Origin of the sequence: Shewanella sp. GXUN23E (assembly GCF_050865035.1) — a bacterium.
Taxonomy (GTDB): Bacteria; Pseudomonadota; Gammaproteobacteria; order Enterobacterales; family Shewanellaceae; genus Shewanella.
The window spans coordinates 1-17,888 of sequence record NZ_JBOZWP010000033.1 but is presented as its reverse complement, the minus strand read 5'-3'; the positions used below and the strand labels follow the sequence as shown (position 1 = coordinate 17,888).

The following is a 17,888-nucleotide window of genomic DNA, read 5'->3' as shown; positions in this document are numbered from 1 at the left end:
TTTGCGAGTTGGAGGAATACACCATTCCCCATCGGTGCCGCCGAAGAATGTTGATGAAAATCGCGTGGCTTCGACATGGATGTCGAAGCAGGCTCAGTCGAATCATGGACGAGCGTCTGAGCCAGTAGCGATTTTCATCATAAATTCGAGGGGCTTTCGGCACCGTCTGGGGCGGCAAGGGAGATGCAAGAGGGAATTGCTGTTGATCCCCTCTTGCCCCGTGTGGGTGGAACCCACGACTTTGCTGGCAAGCGCAGCTTGCCTCCCTACTCGACCAATCCCACAGAAAAACAAAAACCGTACAAGGTTTCCCCTGTACGGCTATTCATAACACCAGTGCGTAAGCACCAGAAAAGCGCCTGAGTTATCAGGCAAAACAATTACAACACTGCTGCAATCGCCTTACAAATCACCGGCATATTGGATTTGGTCATCCCCGCAACACTGATACGGCCTGAGCCGACGATATACACGCCAAACTCATCCTTCAGGCGGGCTACCTGCTCTTTGCTCAGGCCTGAGAAGCTGAACATGCCATTCTGACGGGAGATAAAGCCAAAGTCCTGAGTCACACCGGCTGCAGCCAGGCTCTCGACAAACAGCACGCGCATCTTGGCAATACGCTCGCGCATTTCGGTCAGCTCGGCTTCCCACTCTTTGCGCAAATTGCTGTCACCCAGAATGGTACTGACAATCAAGGCGCCGTGAGCCGGTGGATTGGAGTAGTTGGCGCGAATGGTACGTTTAATCTGACTGAAGGCTTTGTCTTTGGTGTCGCTGTCGGCGGCGACCACTGTCACTGCGCCAATACGCTCGTTGTACAAACCGAAGTTTTTGGAAAACGAGCTGGCGATCAGCATCTCGGGCACCATGGCGGCAACAATGCGCAGGCCCTCGGCATCTTCTTCAATGCCCGCGCCAAAACCCTGATAAGCGAAATCGAACAAAGGCACCAGCCCTTTGTCACGGCACAACTCGCCGATTTGCTGCCACTGCGCGCTGGTAGGATCAATACCGGTTGGGTTATGACAGCAGCCATGCAGCAGCACCAGATCGCCCTGCTTGGCAGTCGCCAGATCGGCCATCATGGCATCAAAATCCATGCTGTGATCAGCAGCGCGGTAGTAGCGGTACTCTTTGACCGTCAGACCGGCAGTCTCAAACACGTTCTGGTGGTTGGCCCAGGTTGGGTTGCTGATCCAGATGGTCCGTGATGGCGTGCTGTTCATCACAAACTCGCTGGCAATACGCAGCGCTCCTGTACCACCCGGGGCCTGCGCAGCCTGAGCGCGGCCACTGGCAATCAGCTCACTGCCTTTGCCAAACAGCAGTTCAAGTACCGCCTGGTTGTATGCCTGAACCCCGTCAATGCCCAGATAATTTTTGCTCTTTTCGTTTTCCAGCAAACGGGCTTCAGCCTGTTTCACGCTGCGCAGTACCGGGGTATCACCGGCCTCATCCTTGTAGATCCCTACCCCCAGGTTAACTTTATTGCTGCGGGGATCGGCCTTGAAGGCATCGGTAAGTCCAAGGATAGGGTCGGCTGGCGCCAGGGTGACCTGAGAAAAAATCATGTGACGGGTTCCTGAAATTATTAACTGTGTTTTGTAGGGAGACTGGATAGTAGCATAGTGCCAAAACCGCATGGCTGCTAAAAAGCGGATCACCTCACAAACTGGTAAATGCTTGTGGAAAATACAATATTTACCGGATTTATTGATGATCCGCCAATCTTTGCGACAAAACCTTATTCGGGTTTATCCAGCCCGAAATGCAGGTAGGCTCTGTGGGTGGCGATGCGGCCTCGGGGCGTACGCTGAATAAAGCCCTGCTGGATCAAAAACGGCTCCAGCACATCTTCAATGGTTTCCCGCTCTTCGCCGATGGCGGCCGCCAGGTTATCCAGACCCACCGGGCCGCCCGTAAACTTGTCGATAATCGCCAGCAACAGTTTGCGGTCCATGAAGTCAAATCCTTCACCGTCCACATCCAGCATGTCCAGCGCCTGCTCAGCCACGGAGGCGGTGATCACCCCATCGTGTTTCACTTCAGCGTAATCGCGCACCCGGCGCAGCAAACGGTTGGCAATTCGCGGCGTGCCGCGGGAGCGACGGGCGATTTCCCGGGCGCCTTCATCGTCCATGGCAATCTCCATCACCTTGGCAGAGCGGGCCACGATGGTGGATAGATCCGCCACATTGTAAAACTCCAGCCGCAGCGGAATGCCGAAACGGGCCCGCAGCGGTGAGGTCAGAGAACCGGCTTTGGTGGTGGCGCCAATCAGGGTAAAAGGCGGCAGATCCAGCTTGATGGAGCGGGCCGCAGGCCCCTCACCTATCATGATATCCAGCTGATAGTCTTCCATGGCCGGATAGAGGATCTCTTCCACCACAGGGCTTAACCGGTGAATTTCATCGATAAACAGCACATCGCCGGCTTCCAGATTGGTCAGCAAGGCCGCCAGATCGCCGGCTTTTTCCAGCACAGGACCAGAGGTGGATTTGATATTCACCTCCATCTCGTTGGCAACGATCATCGCCAGGGTGGTTTTTCCCAGACCCGGTGGGCCGTAAATCAACATGTGATCCAGCGCTTCGCCGCGGCGTCTGGCCGCCTCGATAAACACCTTGAGCTGCGCGCGGGCGTCGTCCTGTCCCGTGTATTCATCCAGCAGCTTGGGCCGCATGGCACGGTCAACAACCTCATCCTGTCCCATCATCTGGGGTTGGATCAGCCGGTCTGCTTCAATCATCTCAATTCCTTACAGCATGGACTTCAGGGCAGCTTTGATCAGCGCCTCTGAATCCATTCCTTCTGTCATGACCGTGCTGACCGCACGGCTGGCCTGAGCCGGTTTATACCCCAGTGCCAGCAGTGCGGCAATGGCGTCTTCCTCAGCGCTGTTCACCACCGGTGAAGGTTCAAAATTGCTCTGCAATTTGAACTCTTTACCATCGGGATGTGAGGCATCCAGCAGGCTCTTGAGTTTATCGCGCATCTCCACCAGCAAACGCTCAGCGGTTTTCTTGCCAACACCGGGCAGTTTCACCAAAGTGGCAATATCATCCCGCTCAACGCAGCCGACGAATTCTGCAGCCGTCATGCCGGAAAGAATCGTCAGCGCCAGTTTAGGGCCAACACCATTGGCTTTAATCAGCAGACGGAACAAGGTGCGTTCCTGCTTGCTGATAAAACCATACAGTAACTGCGCATCTTCCCGCACCACAAAATGGGTGTAAATCAGGGCTTCTTCGCCCAGCTCAGGCAGCTCATAAAAACTGGTCATGGGCATCTGCACTTCATAGCCCACGCCGTGTACATCCAGCACTATGTTCGGTGCCTGCTTCTCGGCAAGCAGACCTTTGAGTCGTCCTATCATTCCTGTTACCTGTTATTTATATCGACCGTGACTGCGACGGGACGCTGCGCCCCCCAAGGCTACCAGACTCTGGCAGGTATGGTAGTGGCACATGGCGACACTGAGCGCATCGGCGGCATCGGCCTGTGGCGCCGCGGGTAGTTTCAGCAATTGGGTGATCATATGCTGCACCTGGGCTTTCTGCGCCCGTCCGGTGCCCACCACGGCACTTTTGATTTGGGTAGCGCTGTATTCAAACACCGGCAGTTCCGCCACGGTTGCCGCGACGATGGCCGCGCCGCGCGCCTGCCCCAATTTGAGCGCCGAATCGGCATTTTTGGCCATGAAGACTTTTTCAATGGCAAACTGATCCGGTTGATATTGCCGGATAATTTCAGAAATGCCATTAAAGATTTGCTTCAGGCGCATTGGCAGTTCATCGGATGAGGTGCGGATACAGCCACTGCCCAGATAGCGGGTGTGTCTGCCCTGACACTGGATCACCCCATAACCTGTGATCCGCGAACCTGGGTCAACCCCCAGAATAATGGTCATAAGGCGTCAGTCATCCTATTCCAGGGTTTCCATGATGTCGTCCGCAATCTCGGCGTTGTGGTACACCTCCTGCACATCATCATGGTCTTCCAGCATGTCGATCAACCGCAGGAACTTGGGCGCGGTATCGGCATCCAAATCGGCCTTGTTGTCCGGCACCATGGTCACTTCGGCATTGATGGAGATGAAACCGGCGCCATCCAGCGCGTCTTTGACGCTGCCAAACTCCTCGGGAGTGCTGTACACATCGACACTGCCATCTTCATGGGCAATCACGTCTTCCGCGCCGGCTTCCAGCGCCGCTTCCATGATGGCATCTTCATCGACGCTGTCATCAAAGGAGATCACGCCGCGCTTGGTGAACATATAACTGACGCAGCCATCGGTTCCCAGACTGCCGCCGGATTTGGAAAAGGCGTTGCGTACACCGCTGACAGTGCGGTTACGGTTGTCGGTCATACACTCGACCATAACAGCCGTGCCACCGGGACCGTAACCTTCATAGATGATGGTTTCCAGCGTCTGACCATCCAGCTCACCGGCGCCGCGTTTGATGGCGCGCTCGACCGTGTCGCGGGTCATGTTGTTGGACAGCGCCTTGTCGATGGCCGCGCGAAGACGGGGGTTGGCATCGGCGTCTGAGCCACCTTCACGGGCGGCCACGGTCAGTTCGCGGATAAATTTGGTAAACAGCTTACCGCGCTTGGCGTCCTGCGCAGCTTTACGGTGTCTGATGTTGGCCCATTTACTGTGACCTGCCATATCTCATTCTCCGTAGTTGATAAGGCCGGCATAATTGCCGGCCTTAAAAAGGGTAATAACACGAGCTTAAAAACACATACCGAGGCGTTAGCCCCGGTATTGAGTTGCCTGTCAGGCGTCGTTCTGGGTCTTCTTGGCGACCACAGCAATCCCCAACTCTTCCAGCTGTGCGGGATTGGCAAAGCCAGGTGCGTTGGTCAGCGGACAGGCTGCAGTGGTGGTTTTCGGGAAAGCCATCACATCGCGGATTGACTGGGCGCCGGTCATCAGCATCACCAGACGGTCCAGACCAAATGCCAGACCTGCGTGTGGTGGTGTACCGTAACGCAGTGCTTCCAGCAGGAAGCCGAATTTCTCTTTGGCTTCTTCATCATCAATGCCCAGAATGCGGAACACAGTGCTCTGCATCTCGCTGTTGTGGATACGTACCGAGCCACCGCCCAGTTCGCAGCCGTTCAGCACCATGTCATAGGCATCTGATACAGCATTGGCCGGATCGGCTTCCAGCTCAGCGGCGGTCACACCACTGGGTGCGGTGAATGGATGGTGTACGGCGTACAGACGGCCATCGGCCTTCTCAAACATAGGGAAGTCAACTACCCACAGCGGCGCCCACTCACCTTTGAGCAGGTTGAAGTCTTCACCCAGCTTCAGACGCAGCGCGCCCATGGCTTCGGCCACCACATTGGCTTTATCGGCACCAAACAGCAGGATATCGCCGGTCTGTGCGCCGGTGCGCTCAATAATGGCGTTAACCATCTCTTCAGACAGGAATTTCAGCACTGGAGACTGGATGCCTTCCATGCCGGAGGCCAGATCGTTGATTTTCATCCACGCCAGGCCCTTGGCACCATAGATACCAACAAACTTGGTGTAGTCGTCAATCTGCTTACGGCTCAGGGTTGCACCACCCGGTACGCGGATAGCGGCTACGCGGCCTTCCGGATCTTCAGATGGCCCCTTGAATACCGCAAACTCAATACCAGCCAGCAGATCGGCAACATCACACAGCTCCAGCGGGTTACGCAGATCCGGCTTGTCAGAGCCGAAACGACGCATGGCTTCATGCCAGGTCATGCGCGGGAAGTTACCCAGATCCACGTTCAGCAGTTCCAGGAACAGACCACGTACCATCTCTTCGGTCTTGGCCATCACCTGCTCAGAAGACATAAAGGAGGTTTCGATATCAATCTGGGTAAATTCAGGCTGACGATCGGCGCGCAGGTCTTCGTCACGGAAGCATTTGACGATTTGATAGTAACGGTCAAAACCGGACATCATCAGCAGCTGCTTGAACAGCTGAGGAGACTGTGGCAGCGCGAAGAACTGACCTTTGTAGGTACGGCTTGGCACCAGATAGTCGCGGGCACCTTCAGGCGTGGCCTTGGTCAGGATTGGGGTTTCGATATCCAGAAAGCCGTTGGAGTCAAGGAAACGGCGCACGGCGCTGGTCACCTTGGAGCGGAACAGCAGTCGCTGAGCCATTTCCGGGCGACGCAGATCCAGATAACGGTACTTCAGACGCTGCTCTTCGCTGTTGTTCTGATAGTTATCCATGCTCAGCGGCAGCGGCGCAGATTCGTTGATGATGGTCAGTTCTTTACCCAGCACTTCAATTTCGCCGGTACGCATCTGAGCGTTCACCTGGCTGTCAGGACGGGCGCGCACCAGGCCTTTAACCTGAACACAGAACTCACTGCGCAGACTGCTGGCCACATCGAACACCGCTGGCAAATCTGGGTCATACACTACCTGGATCAGACCTTCGCGGTCCCGCAGATCCAAAAATACCACACCGCCCAAATCACGGCTGCGGTTCACCCAACCTACCAGGGTTACTTCTTGTCCAACGTGAGACTTGTTAACGTCTCCACAATAATGAGTGCGCATCTCGCTGTTCCTTAATCCCGAATCCGGTACTGGAGAATAATAAATGGGGCATTATAGAGAAAGAATGCCGATTACCAAAGCAGTTCGCTGCCAGTCGGTGAAGTATCCGCCAGATTGTTGCCCGACACCAGAGACCACCCTCCTCCCTCACCACAACCGCCTGCATTTTAACCGGTTATGCCACTTTTATCGCTACCCCGCTGGCCAGTGCCTGCTCGGTCAGTTTCGCGGCCTGCGCCAGCAGCTCAATCGGGTCCCCGCCATCTTTGGGATACAGGGCAACCCCAAGGCCGACCCTGAGCATTCCCGGTGCAATATGCTCATCTCCCTCGGTCAGCAGACTTTGAATATTGTGGGCCAGCTGCGCCAGGTGCTCTTCGCTGGTCACAAATGGCAGCAGCACCACCAATTCATATTCGCTGAAACGCGCCACCGTATCAGAGCGGCGGATACCCGTGGCGAGCCTGGCCGTCATCCGCCGGAACACGGACTCCACCTTTGCCGCCCCCAGTTGCGCCGCCAGAGTCTCCATTCCCTCGATGGTGATAAAAATCAGCGCAAAACACTGACGCTGGCGTTGATGCAGCAGCACCGCCTGACTGAGTCTGTCATCCAGCAGTTGCCGGCCAATCAAGCCGGTGATTGGATCCTTGAGCAGCTCCCGGCGCTCGTCCGCCACGAAGGCACGGCGACGAAGCCACAGCCAGCCGCCCAGTACCAGCAGCAAACAAATGCCAGCCACCAGCCAGTTGCCCGGGGCGATGTCGTTACCGGCCGGAATGTCGGGCACCCACTGCTCGTAGATGCGCCTGAACTCGTGCTCTTCAACACCGGCCAGCGCCCGGTTGAGCAGCGGAACCAGCGCGGCATACTGATTGTTGACGCCTATGTGGCTGCGCTCGGCGGCGACATCGGTCAGCATGGATAAACGTATGTCGTCGCCACGCTTTTGCACTTCCCAGGCCAGCGGCGCCAGTTTACCTATCATCAGATCAGCATCACCCGCAGCCAGTCGCGATAAGCCTTCGGTGACATCTGACACCATTTTGAGCTCAATCCGTGGCCGCATCAGCATCAGTTCACCGGCCAGGTGATACCCCTCCACCACCACAACCCGCTTACCGGCCAATTGCGCCAGTCCATAAATGCTGCTGCTTTCAGTGCTGGCAACCGCCCAGGGCGATGGCCAGTAACTGTCGGTAAAACTGATATCCTTGAGCCGCTCCGCGGTAGGCAGCAGTGAGCCAACCAGTTTGATATCACCGCGCTTCAGTGCATCAAGTAACTGATGAAAACTGTCGAACGGGACAAATTCGAGCGTCAGTCCCAGCCTGGCGGCCAGCAGCCGCATCACATCGGCGTTAATGCCGGTCATCTGAGCGTCACGGCGGAACTCAAATGGTGCCCAGTCTGCCAGATAGCCGACCTGCACGCTGCCGAGCTGGCTGAGGAACAACCGCTCAGGCACCGACAGAGGCACCTGACTGGCCTGATGCACATAGAATCTGTCTCTGGGGCCGTAAATCCATTTAGCTTCAAGATCCGCCAGCTGATTTCCGGGAATCGAGGCAAAGCCTTCAGCAATCAGTGACTTAAGCTCAGGACGATGGGGTGAGATCAGCGCATCAATACGGGTATCAAACGCATACTGGGGCAACACCCGGTATTTGTCCCACTCTCCCCGGGATACCAGCATGCTTTCTGCCCAACGCGTCGCGGCCACAAAGGCCGTCAGATCGTCATGTTCCATCGCGGTGAGCATTTGTTCAGGCGACTCAAAAACCACCAAATCTGCCGCCGGAAATTGCCTTGCCAGTGCCTGTTGATAGGGCGCAGTTCGAAACACACCTATGATTTCACCCTCACCGGTAGCGGAAAACCGGCGGCCAGCGGGAACGAACACCCTGCTGGTTACCCCATAGATCTGCCATGCCGCCTCAAGCCCTGAGCTTGACTCAGGTTCTGCATCCGGCGGTACTTCGTTTTGGGGATAACCAATCTGAACATCAGCCACCCCGAGGGAAACATCCTTTACTGACTGCTGCATCGTTGAAGGCAAAAAGCTTACCCTGACACCGGTTTGCTCTGACCAGGCGCGCCACAAATCCACATACAATCCGTGCAGCTGGCCGTCGCTGCCGATATCTGCATAAGGGGCAATGCCGGTTTGAGCGGCGATGACCAGACTGACCGGTGTTCCTGTGTTTGCTTCAGCGCTGCGCGCCACTGCGGCAATATCAACCGCTTCCAGCATGCGTCTGAGGGTTACGGGCGCGATCGGCGAGTGCTCACTGATGACTATTTTTGGCGATACCACCCCGGGCACACTTATCTGCCAGGGGAGCGGGTCAAATTGCGCCATGCCGTCGGTCGCACCGGCAAGGGTAATAAAAGCAAGAATATCGCCCGCGGTGGCCGCGCTCAGCATCCGCTCCAGAGAATCGTACCGCACGAGATTGGCAACCACAGACGATGGCAGGGAGTGAAACAAATCAAAACCGGCAACCATACCTATGCGATATGGCGTCAGCGCATTGGCCCCGATACTTTCATGGGTATACAGACGAATATCCACATCAATGGGAACGGCAATACTCTGCACCTGCGCGCTGATGCTCGTGGGTATCTGCCGCAGGTCGATATCGGGTTGATGGTCAGCATCCCTTCGGATAACAGGGCTATCGGCCGCCGAAACACCTTCCGGGATAGCGTCCATAAACTGCCACGTCAGGATGTAATCAGCATCCGCTTGGCTGATCGCCTGTTTAAGCAACTCAGGTAATATTCCCGCCGCTTCGCCATTATCATCGCGGTAACTGAGCGGGGGCAGATTGGCGCTTATCGCGACATCCAATACCGCAGAAGCCTGGGAGAATGAGGACGGCGCGGCGATGGGCTGTGTATCCTGGGCCTTGAGTGCAACGGGCAGGGATAATCCCCACAACAACGGCAGCAGCGAGTAAAACCATGTTTTCAATGAGTATCCTTACCGAATCGAAAAACGTTTTGCATCAATGATGTAAAGGCGATGTTATTAGACAGAAAAAAAAGCCGAATTACCAGAGCCAGGCTTGCTGGTGCCTTTGGCAATTGGCTAAAATGCCCCATTACATTCCATTGATAAACTTCAGATGAACTCTTCTCCAGACACCATCTATGCGCAGCCCGCAGCCGAAATAGCAGATTTTCAATTCGACAGTCGCGTCGCCGGCGTGTTCGGTGACATGATCCGCCGCTCTGTGCCAGGTTATGCCCAAATCATTGCCACAATTGGGGATTTTGCCCACAAGTACGTTAAGCCCGAAACCCGGGTGTATGATCTGGGCTGCTCGCTGGGCGCGGCCACCCTGAGCGTGCGTCGCCGGATTGACGGTCGTGACTGTGAAATTGTCGCCGTCGACAACAGTGAATCTATGGTTAACCGCTGCCGCGAAAATCTGTCAGCTTATGTCAGCGATACTCATGTCGAGCTGCTGCTGGGGGATATCCGCGATGTGGATATCAGTAATGCTTCCATGGTCATACTCAACTTTACCCTGCAGTTTTTGCCGCCGGACGACAGAAAACAGCTACTTGAGAAAATCTTTCAGGGTTTGAACAAGGGTGGCATTTTGGTACTGTCTGAAAAGTTGCGCTTTGAAGATCCCGCCATACAGGAGTTGCTGGATGCCCAGCATCTGGACTTCAAACGCGCCAATGGCTACAGCGAACTGGAGATCAGTCAGAAACGCAGCGCGCTGGAAAATGTAATGCGACCCGATCCGCTGTCACTGCACGAAAAACGCCTGACTGATATAGGGTTCCGTCATGTCAGCCCGTGGTTTCAGTGTTTCAATTTTGCCTCTATGGTGGCTATCAAGTGATCAGTTTCAGCTCTTTTTACAAGCAAATCGCCGACTCCAACCTGCAACACTGGTTGGAAACCATGCCCGCCATTCTGGGGCAATGGCAAAGAGAACATAAACACGGCAACCTGCCCAAATGGGAAAAGGTGCTGGCTAAACTTAAGTTTCCTCAGCCGGATAAGCTGGATCTGCAACACAGTGTCACTGTCGGCAGTGGTGAGCAGCTGAGTCAGGGAGAGCAGGAAAAGCTGAAAAACCTGCTGGGACTGCTCAAACCCTGGCGCAAAGGCCCGTTTCACATTCACGGCATTCATATCGATACCGAGTGGCGCAGTGACTGGAAATGGGATCGGGTTTTGCCCCATATCTCGCCACTGAAATACCGTACCGTGCTGGATGTCGGTTGCGGCAGCGGTTACCACATGTGGCGGATGCTCGGCGAAGGCGCGCAACAGGTTGTGGGCATTGACCCATCGGCACTGTTTTTATGTCAGTTTGAAGCGGTCAAGCGCCTGATTGGTCAGGACCTGCCAATCCACCTGCTGCCTTTGGGAATCGAGGAGCTGCCGCCGCTGGATGCATTCGATACCGTATTCTCCATGGGTGTGCTGTATCACCGGCGCTCACCCATAGATCATCTGCTGCAATTGAAAGATCAGCTCAAAGACAATGGCGAGCTGGTACTGGAAACACTGGTAGTGGATGGTGATGAAAATACCGTACTGGTACCGGCAGACCGCTACGGCAAAATGAATAATGTCTGGTATCTGCCCTCCGTGCCGGCGTTAATCCGCTGGCTGGAAAAATGTGATTTTGAAGATGTACGCTGTGTCGATGTGGATGTCACGTCCCTCGCCGAGCAGCGGACAACTGAATGGATGCCCAACGAGTCTTTGGTCGATTATCTTGATCCTCAGGATATTACCCGTACCGTCGAAGGGTATCAGGCACCCAAACGTGCCATTATCATTGCCCGAAAAAAGCCGTCCAATGAATAAGCCTGCTGGCTTTGCAACAATAACATGGTAACGACTATGCTCAAGCCCAGATACACCCTGGCCCTGGCCGCCACACTGCTGTCCGGCTGTGCCCTTAACCAACAATCAGCCAATCGCCCCGAGCCTGTGGATGCACAGGCTCTTGAGGCGGCATTGATCGCCAACAATCAGGTGCTGCTGACTCAGGTGTCTGCCGCCAGTGCCGACAACCAGGCAGCGCTGACACAACTGCAGCAGCAGCTGCAGGCGATGGAAAAACAATTGTCGCAGCCCGATCCCGCCCGGGTTGAAACACAGGTAGTTGAGGTACCGGGAAAATGTCCTGAAACCCTGGGAGATAAATTCCTGCTGGGTGAAGTCGAATATGTATTTGTTGAGGAGTTCAAAAGCTACTTCAACACCCGTATCGACACAGGTGCCGAATCCTCCTCCATCGACGCCCGCAATATCATCCTGTTTGAACGCGATGGCAATCAATGGGTCAGATTCGACATACAGACCAAAGGCGAAAATGCTCCAGCCCAGACCTTCGAATCAAAAGTCGAGCGTTTTGTGCGTATCAAGCAGGACGCCGATGGCACTGATGACCGTCGTCCAGTGATCCGCGCTCACCTGAAAATCGGCAAATATGCCGCCGAGACAGACTTGAACCTGACTGATCGCAGCCATCTGGAGTACCCGCTGTTGCTGGGCCGTAAATTTATGAAAGATATTGCCGTAGTCGATGTCAGCCAAAGCTACATCAACGGTAAGCCCCAGGTCCCAGCCAGCGACAAGGAGCAATAATGCAGTCCCGTAAACCCTTTTATCTGCTGGTCGCCCTGCTGTTTATTCTGGGTATTGGCGCCAGTGTCTATCGTGGCATGGAACACAATGTGCCGTTCCTGCCGGGCAAACAGGTACAAAGCTGGGCGTTGGATGCCAAAGTCAGCTTTGTCGGCACAGGTGAACCGGCGGAAGTGTCACTGTCGCTGCCCAACGATCCGGCGTTTGACATTCTCACTGAAAACGCCTCCTCCCCAGGCTATGGTCTGAGCGTAACCGACGTGGACGGCAGTCGCCGCGCCATCTGGTCGACCCGCGCCGCCAATGGCCAGCAGGATATCTATTACAAGCTGACGCTGGTGCCTTCCGGCAAAGACGAACTGATCGCCGCTGATACCCCGGCTCAGCCAGAGCCCTATATCTGGCCGGCCACCGAGAAAACCGCCGCTGAGCAGGTGATTGAAGAAGCCTGGGCCCGCAGCGCCGGTAATCTGAGCTTTGCCCGTCAGCTGATGCAAACCCTGAGTGCCACCAATCGCAGCCAGAATGTTGAGCTGCTGCTGTCCGGCAACAGCCCAACCAAGCTGTTTGTCCGCATGCTGCACGACAAGGGCATTGCCGCCCATGAAGTCAACGGCCTGTATCTGGAAGATCAGCGTCGTCGTCAATCTCTGGTGCCTCTGGCTGAGGTTTATGACAAGGGACAATGGCATCTGTTCGATGTGGTCAGTGGTAAAGAAGGCCGCCCTGACAGTCTGCTGCTGTGGGAACGTGACGGCAACTCAGTGCTGGATGTAGTGGGCGGTGTCAACTCGCAGGTGAGTTTCTCTATGCTCAAAGACACCCGAAGCGCCCTGGCGACCTCCATCGATCTGATGAAAAATCAGGATGCCTGGGACTTCTCCCTGTATCAGCTGCCACTGGAAGAGCAAAGCCTGTTCAAAGGGATTCTGCTGATCCCTGTGGGCGTGCTGATGGTGGTATTCCTGCGGGTGATTATCGGTATCAAAACCTCTGGCACTTTTATGCCCGTGCTGATTGCACTGGCCTTTATTCAAACCACCCTGCTCACCGGTCTGGTCGGCTTTTTGCTGATTGTTGCCTTCGGTCTGATGATCCGCTCTTACCTGTCACGGCTGAACCTGCTGCTTATTTCGCGAATATCGGCGGTGATTATTGTGGTGATCGGCATTATTGGCCTATTCACCATTCTGTCGTACAAGTTTGGGCTGAGCGAAGGCCTGACCATCACCTTCTTCCCGATGATTATTCTGGCCTGGACCATTGAACGTATGTCCATCCTGTGGGAAGAGGAAGGTGCCAAGGAAGTGGTGGTTCAGGGCGGCGGCAGCCTGCTGGTCGCCACCCTCGCCTACCTGGCGATGAGCGCCACCTGGGTGCAGCACTGGGTATTCAATTTCCTGGGTATTCACCTGGTGATCCTGGCGCTGGTGCTTTTGATGGGTCAGTACACAGGTTACAAATTGCTGGAGCTGAAACGCTTCAAGCCGTTGGCAGGAGAGTAATATGAATTTCGCCTGGCCATGGCAACTGCGTAAAGCAGGCGTGCTGTCGATGAATAAGCGCAATATTGACTATATTGCGCGCTATAACCCCCGCAAATATTACAAGCGGGTGGACGACAAGCTGACCACCAAACAACTGGCACTGGCCAACAACATTGCCGTGCCGGATTTGATAGGCGTGATCAGCCAGCAACATGAAGTGGCCCGTCTGCCGGAAATGATCAAAGGTCGCACCGGCTTTGTGATCAAGCCCGCCAAGGGCTCCGGCGGTAAAGGGATTCTGGTGATCACCCATGTTGAAAATGGCCGCCTCTTCAAGCCCAGTGGCACCGAAGTGACTCCATCAGAAATTGAGCGCCACGTGTCCAATACCTTAAGTGGCCTGTTTTCCCTCGGCGGTAAACCTGATGTGGCTATCATCGAAGGCCTGATTGAGTTCGATCCTGTGTTTGACGGCTACAGCTATGAAGGGGTGCCGGACATTCGCCTGATTGTGTTCAAGGGCTTTCCCGTGATGGGCATGCTGCGCCTGTCCACCAGCGCGTCAGACGGCAAAGCCAACCTGCACCAGGGCGCCGTGGGCGTGGGTATTGATCTGGGAACCGGTAAAGGTCTGCGCGCGGTGCAATTCAACCAACCGATCGAGTTTCATCCGGATACCGGGCTGAAACTGACGGATATTCAGGTACCCCACTGGGATACCCTGATGCACACCGCCTCCAGCGCCTATGAGATGTGTGAGCTGGGCTATCTGGGAACCGATATGGTGCTGGATCAGCGCCGCGGCCCGTTGATGCTGGAACTTAACGCCCGTCCGGGGCTGGCTATCCAAATCGCCAATGGTCGCGGCATCCTGCCAAGACTCAAACACGTTGAAGCCTTAAGCGGCAAACCCATGTCAGTGGAAGAGCGGGTCGCGTATGCGAAAACCCATTTTAGCAGCGCTGCTGACGACTAATCTGATGGCGGCTTCGGCCGCCACAGTCTCTCCTGTAGAACTGCTGGTCGCCCGCTGCAAGGCGATGCCGCAGTTATCACTTGACGGCCTTTCGACACTGTCATCCGCTCAGGCGGCAAATGAGCTGGAATCCCGGCTACTGCCGCTGTTCAATATCAACCAGCAACTGGATTACTTTCGCCCTCTGGTGGGTAATGATGAAAAAAATCAGTTACTTCAATGTCAGCTGCATCTGGCAGATCTGCTGGATAATCTGCTGATCTCCGGCGATCTGCCTGAATTGCTTGATGCATTTTCACAAAACAGTCAGCCCGCCATCAAAGTAATGGGTGAGCGGCTTGAGCAGCTCAGGCAAAACCGGCTGTCCCCGGATGAGAAAGCAAAGCTGCACACCGCCCAGGCTGCGGTTAAACACGCGCTGGGCAGTGGTCAGATGCATCTTGAGGTGGCCAATTCGCAGTGCCAGCTTGCCCCAGGTGATCCAACCGACTCAATCGACAGGCAGATTGCCCGATATTTGTTGCAGCAGGACAAGTCTGATTGCCGGGCTCAGGTCTGGCAGGCATTCCAGATCCGCTCGGCCGGACGCACCCGGGAGGCACTGGATGAAATCCACCGGCTCAGACAAACTCAGGCAACCCTCAATGGCTGGCCCGATTACGCTTCATTCAGGCTGAAAGATGAATTCCTGAGCTCGCCGTCACTGGTTATGGCATTTCTGAATACTCAGACCCGCAATATCAGTGTCGCCCCCTGGGATATCGGTCGTCAGTTGAAGGCCCTGCCCAAGGCCAGCTTTGAGTCATTAACCCCCTATGCCCTTATCTCCCTGTTAGCGCCGGCCTTTGAGCAACTGGGGTTGAGTTATGATGAGCCTCAGCCCATGATTTACCGATTCTGGCACCAGGGCAGATTATTGGGACAGGTCCATCTGGCAGAAGACAATCGGCTGCAAACCTACAGTCTGGAAAAACCGGTCGCAGGCCGTCAGTTTGGCACAGTGCTATTGATGCTGCCGTCCCATATAGACAGCCAGCGTGAACTGGACAGATCGGTTGAGCAACTGGCCAGCGCGATCGCGACGTTGTCATTCAGTCAGCCGCATTATCTGGCCACAGACAAAGATGGTCTCAGCGACGTTGGCCGCCGCTGGCTGTCACTTTGGCTGATGGAGCAGCTTAATTCGGTACTGTTGCAACCTGCGGACAGCAGATTGGCGCTGACCGATCGCTACGCCAAACAACTGGGTGTTTTTCGCGCCAAACTGGCGTTGATACTGAGCACCGGCACGCCCCTCTCCGACGTGGCTCAACTTGCACCAATCTGGTTTGAAACAAGCTTTGGCGCTCACTGGGAAAAGGCCGCAGAAGCAGAGTTTGGCTTCTCTGCACTGGCCGAAACCGGGCCTCAATATTACCTGCCACTGTGGTATCAGGCGCTGGCAGAAATCGTCCTAGAACAAACTGAATCCCGTTTGTCACCGGCAAAAGCGTATCAGGCCCTGTTAATTAACGAGCCACTGCATACCCTGGCGCAGGTGTTAAGCGAACAACTTCATCTGCCGGCAGAGCCGGCAACCATCATCGGGAGAATGAAAAAGAATGATTAAATTCCGGACTTGTCTGCTGGCAATGGCCGTATTGTCCCCACTCGGCTGGGCACAGCCCGCCACCGAATCACAACGTCAGGTGGCCACGTTAATCCAGCAAAATCTGGAAGATCACCTGTATCAACTGCCCCCCAGGGTGCAAGGCCATTATGGTATTCGCCTGTTTCGGATGACAGGTGATGACAAATATGCCAACAGCGCGCTGGTCGACCTTTATGCCGTGACCAATGCACAATCCTGGTACGCCTGTCAGTTGGACGATCCCGGCTTTGTTCAGCAAGCTTCCCTTGACGCCATCAGTGAGCTGGGCAAAGGTCCCCGCGCCAAGGCACGTAAAAAAGCATTGCAACCTTTTCCTGAATTTCTGTTCTACACCGATGTATTACTGCGCTATGGCAGTCGCATCGACGAATTTGGGTTAACCGGCCCCTGCCATGACAAAATGATCAAGGCCCTGAAAAAACAGGATCTGAAAACGGGCCTGACAGACAGGGCGATGATCGAATCCTGGGCAGCACAGCTTATTAACTATGTGTATTGGGCGAAGCAACTGGGCGTGGGCGATTACCGGGAAGCCTACAAGCAGGCGTTCAGGGAAACCTACCCGGATAATGCCGATGACAAACTGAGCAAGGCGCAGTTTCGCAATAAAATCTATGGCATGACTCATTTTGTGTTTGCTGCCAGTGAGTATTATCAACAACAAGTCAGCGCCAAAGAGTTTGCCTGGATCCTGGACTACTTCGACCGCAACCTGGAGCGAATACTGAACGACGCGACACCCGATATCATCGCTGAAGTTGGCATCAGCTTTCTGCTTGCCGGGCAAACGGATCACCGGGTGGTGAGCCTGACCCGAGAAGCCATAGTGAAGTCATTCAATGCCCAGGAGCGCATTATACCCTCGCCAAGGGGAAATCCTGATCTGGCATTGGGAGAACACAGAAACGTGTTGGCAATGATGTTGATTAACTGGCCTGACAAGCTTCACGCCGGCCCCTATCTGGCGGAGTTGAAAGCAACACGCAAGTATCTTCCCCATGGGGTTGCCCCCAGGCAACAGCCGGAAAAGACGCCCAAAACAGACAAGAAATAGCTTAAACCAGAGATGACTTAAGCTTTTGAAAGCGTGCCCTTAAAAACCAACACTTAAGGGCACGCGGCTTCGGATTATTCTGCAACACATCTACTCACAGGCTGGTCATGCGTGACAGACACAGCTTGGGATACAGCACGTCCAGCACAGCGCATTAAACTTATGCTGTTAAACATCTGGCAGTTAGAGACTAGACATTAAGACATGAGAGATTAACCTCTACCGATTAACGCTCAAGGGTAAACGCGACGTAATAGATACCGGCTAATAGATACCGGGCAGCAAACACTGAGCGACAGACGCCAAGCTGCAGACACAAAGGTGAAGAGTCATTGCCCAGTGGTCAATCCCAGGCACTGGCCTAAACACCCGCCTGTTATCAGCTAATGCCGTTAGACCGCCACGCCGCACTGACAAATTGATTTAATACCAACTTCATTAATAGTTTGATCAATTCAGAGCGTGTCAGGGATGCTGATTCAAGGCGCATTGAATGACTAAGGGTGGTTCCCTTTGAGAGAAATGC

14 protein-coding genes are annotated in these 17,888 nt (G+C 54.8%); 7 read left to right on the top strand and 7 right to left on the bottom strand.

All coding sequences use genetic code 11. From position 1 onward, the window contains the following. Positions 1-380 precede the first annotated feature (380 nt). From ACRRUX_RS19980 to ACRRUX_RS19950, 7 genes are all read right to left on the bottom strand, one after another. Positions 381-1,574, bottom strand: coding sequence for an amino acid aminotransferase (locus ACRRUX_RS19980; RefSeq protein ID WP_432533913.1), 1,194 nt, complete (start codon positions 1,572-1,574; stop codon positions 381-383). A gap of 173 nt (positions 1,575-1,747) precedes the next feature. Continuing rightward, the gene (gene ruvB, locus ACRRUX_RS19975; protein WP_432533911.1) at positions 1,748-2,752 is read right to left on the bottom strand and encodes a Holliday junction branch migration DNA helicase RuvB; all 1,005 of its coding nucleotides are present in this window, start codon (positions 2,750-2,752) and stop codon (positions 1,748-1,750) included. Between the two features lie 9 nt (positions 2,753-2,761). Then, positions 2,762-3,379, bottom strand: a complete 618-nt coding sequence (gene ruvA / locus ACRRUX_RS19970) for a Holliday junction branch migration protein RuvA (protein ID WP_432533909.1) — start codon at positions 3,377-3,379, stop codon at positions 2,762-2,764. A 12-nt stretch (positions 3,380-3,391) separates the two neighbouring features. Continuing rightward, positions 3,392-3,913, bottom strand: a complete 522-nt coding sequence (gene ruvC, locus ACRRUX_RS19965; RefSeq protein WP_432533907.1) for a crossover junction endodeoxyribonuclease RuvC — start codon at positions 3,911-3,913, stop codon at positions 3,392-3,394. 15 nt (positions 3,914-3,928) lie between these two features. Beyond that, entirely contained in the window at positions 3,929-4,675 is a 747-nt protein-coding gene (locus ACRRUX_RS19960; RefSeq protein ID WP_432533905.1) for a YebC/PmpR family DNA-binding transcriptional regulator, read from the bottom strand. A gap of 111 nt (positions 4,676-4,786) precedes the next feature. Then, positions 4,787-6,565 (bottom strand): aspartate--tRNA ligase, encoded by a 1,779-nt coding sequence (gene aspS, locus ACRRUX_RS19955; protein WP_432533903.1) that lies wholly within the window; start codon positions 6,563-6,565, stop codon positions 4,787-4,789. A gap of 175 nt (positions 6,566-6,740) precedes the next feature. Then, positions 6,741-9,542 carry a transporter substrate-binding domain-containing protein gene (locus ACRRUX_RS19950; RefSeq protein ID WP_432533901.1) on the bottom strand — a complete coding sequence of 934 codons (2,802 nt, stop codon included), beginning with the start codon at positions 9,540-9,542 and terminating at the stop codon, positions 6,741-6,743. A 154-nt stretch (positions 9,543-9,696) separates the two neighbouring features. On the opposite strand from ACRRUX_RS19950, the gene cmoA reads away from it, so the two are divergent. The 7 genes from cmoA to ACRRUX_RS19915 are packed head-to-tail and all read left to right on the top strand — an operon-like array spanning position 9,697 to position 17,362. Beyond that, on the top strand, positions 9,697-10,428 hold the full coding sequence (cmoA, locus tag ACRRUX_RS19945; protein WP_432533899.1) for a carboxy-S-adenosyl-L-methionine synthase CmoA: 732 nt from the start codon (positions 9,697-9,699) through the stop codon (positions 10,426-10,428). Continuing rightward, positions 10,425-11,408, top strand: a complete 984-nt coding sequence (gene cmoB / locus ACRRUX_RS19940) for a tRNA 5-methoxyuridine(34)/uridine 5-oxyacetic acid(34) synthase CmoB (protein ID WP_432533897.1) — start codon at positions 10,425-10,427, stop codon at positions 11,406-11,408. Before cmoA ends, cmoB begins: the two co-directional genes overlap by 4 nt. Positions 11,409-11,444: 36 nt before the next feature. Next, positions 11,445-12,194 carry an ATP-dependent zinc protease family protein gene (locus ACRRUX_RS19935; RefSeq protein ID WP_432533917.1) on the top strand — a complete coding sequence of 250 codons (750 nt, stop codon included), beginning with the start codon at positions 11,445-11,447 and terminating at the stop codon, positions 12,192-12,194. Beyond that, the gene (locus ACRRUX_RS19930) at positions 12,194-13,699 is read left to right on the top strand and encodes an inactive transglutaminase family protein (RefSeq protein ID WP_432533895.1); all 1,506 of its coding nucleotides are present in this window, start codon (positions 12,194-12,196) and stop codon (positions 13,697-13,699) included. The genes ACRRUX_RS19935 and ACRRUX_RS19930 overlap by 1 nt, the downstream gene beginning before the upstream one ends. Position 13,700: 1 nt before the next feature. After that, positions 13,701-14,657: an alpha-L-glutamate ligase-like protein gene (locus ACRRUX_RS19925; protein ID WP_432533893.1), complete on the top strand. Its 957-nt coding sequence runs from the start codon at positions 13,701-13,703 to the stop codon at positions 14,655-14,657. Beyond that, positions 14,620-16,266: a hypothetical protein gene (locus tag ACRRUX_RS19920; protein WP_432533891.1), complete on the top strand. Its 1,647-nt coding sequence runs from the start codon at positions 14,620-14,622 to the stop codon at positions 16,264-16,266. Before ACRRUX_RS19925 ends, ACRRUX_RS19920 begins: the two co-directional genes overlap by 38 nt. 22 nt (positions 16,267-16,288) lie before the next feature. Continuing rightward, the gene (locus ACRRUX_RS19915) at positions 16,289-17,362 is read left to right on the top strand and encodes a DUF3541 domain-containing protein (RefSeq protein WP_432533915.1); all 1,074 of its coding nucleotides are present in this window, start codon (positions 16,289-16,291) and stop codon (positions 17,360-17,362) included. The last annotated feature ends 526 nt before the right edge of the window (positions 17,363-17,888 follow it).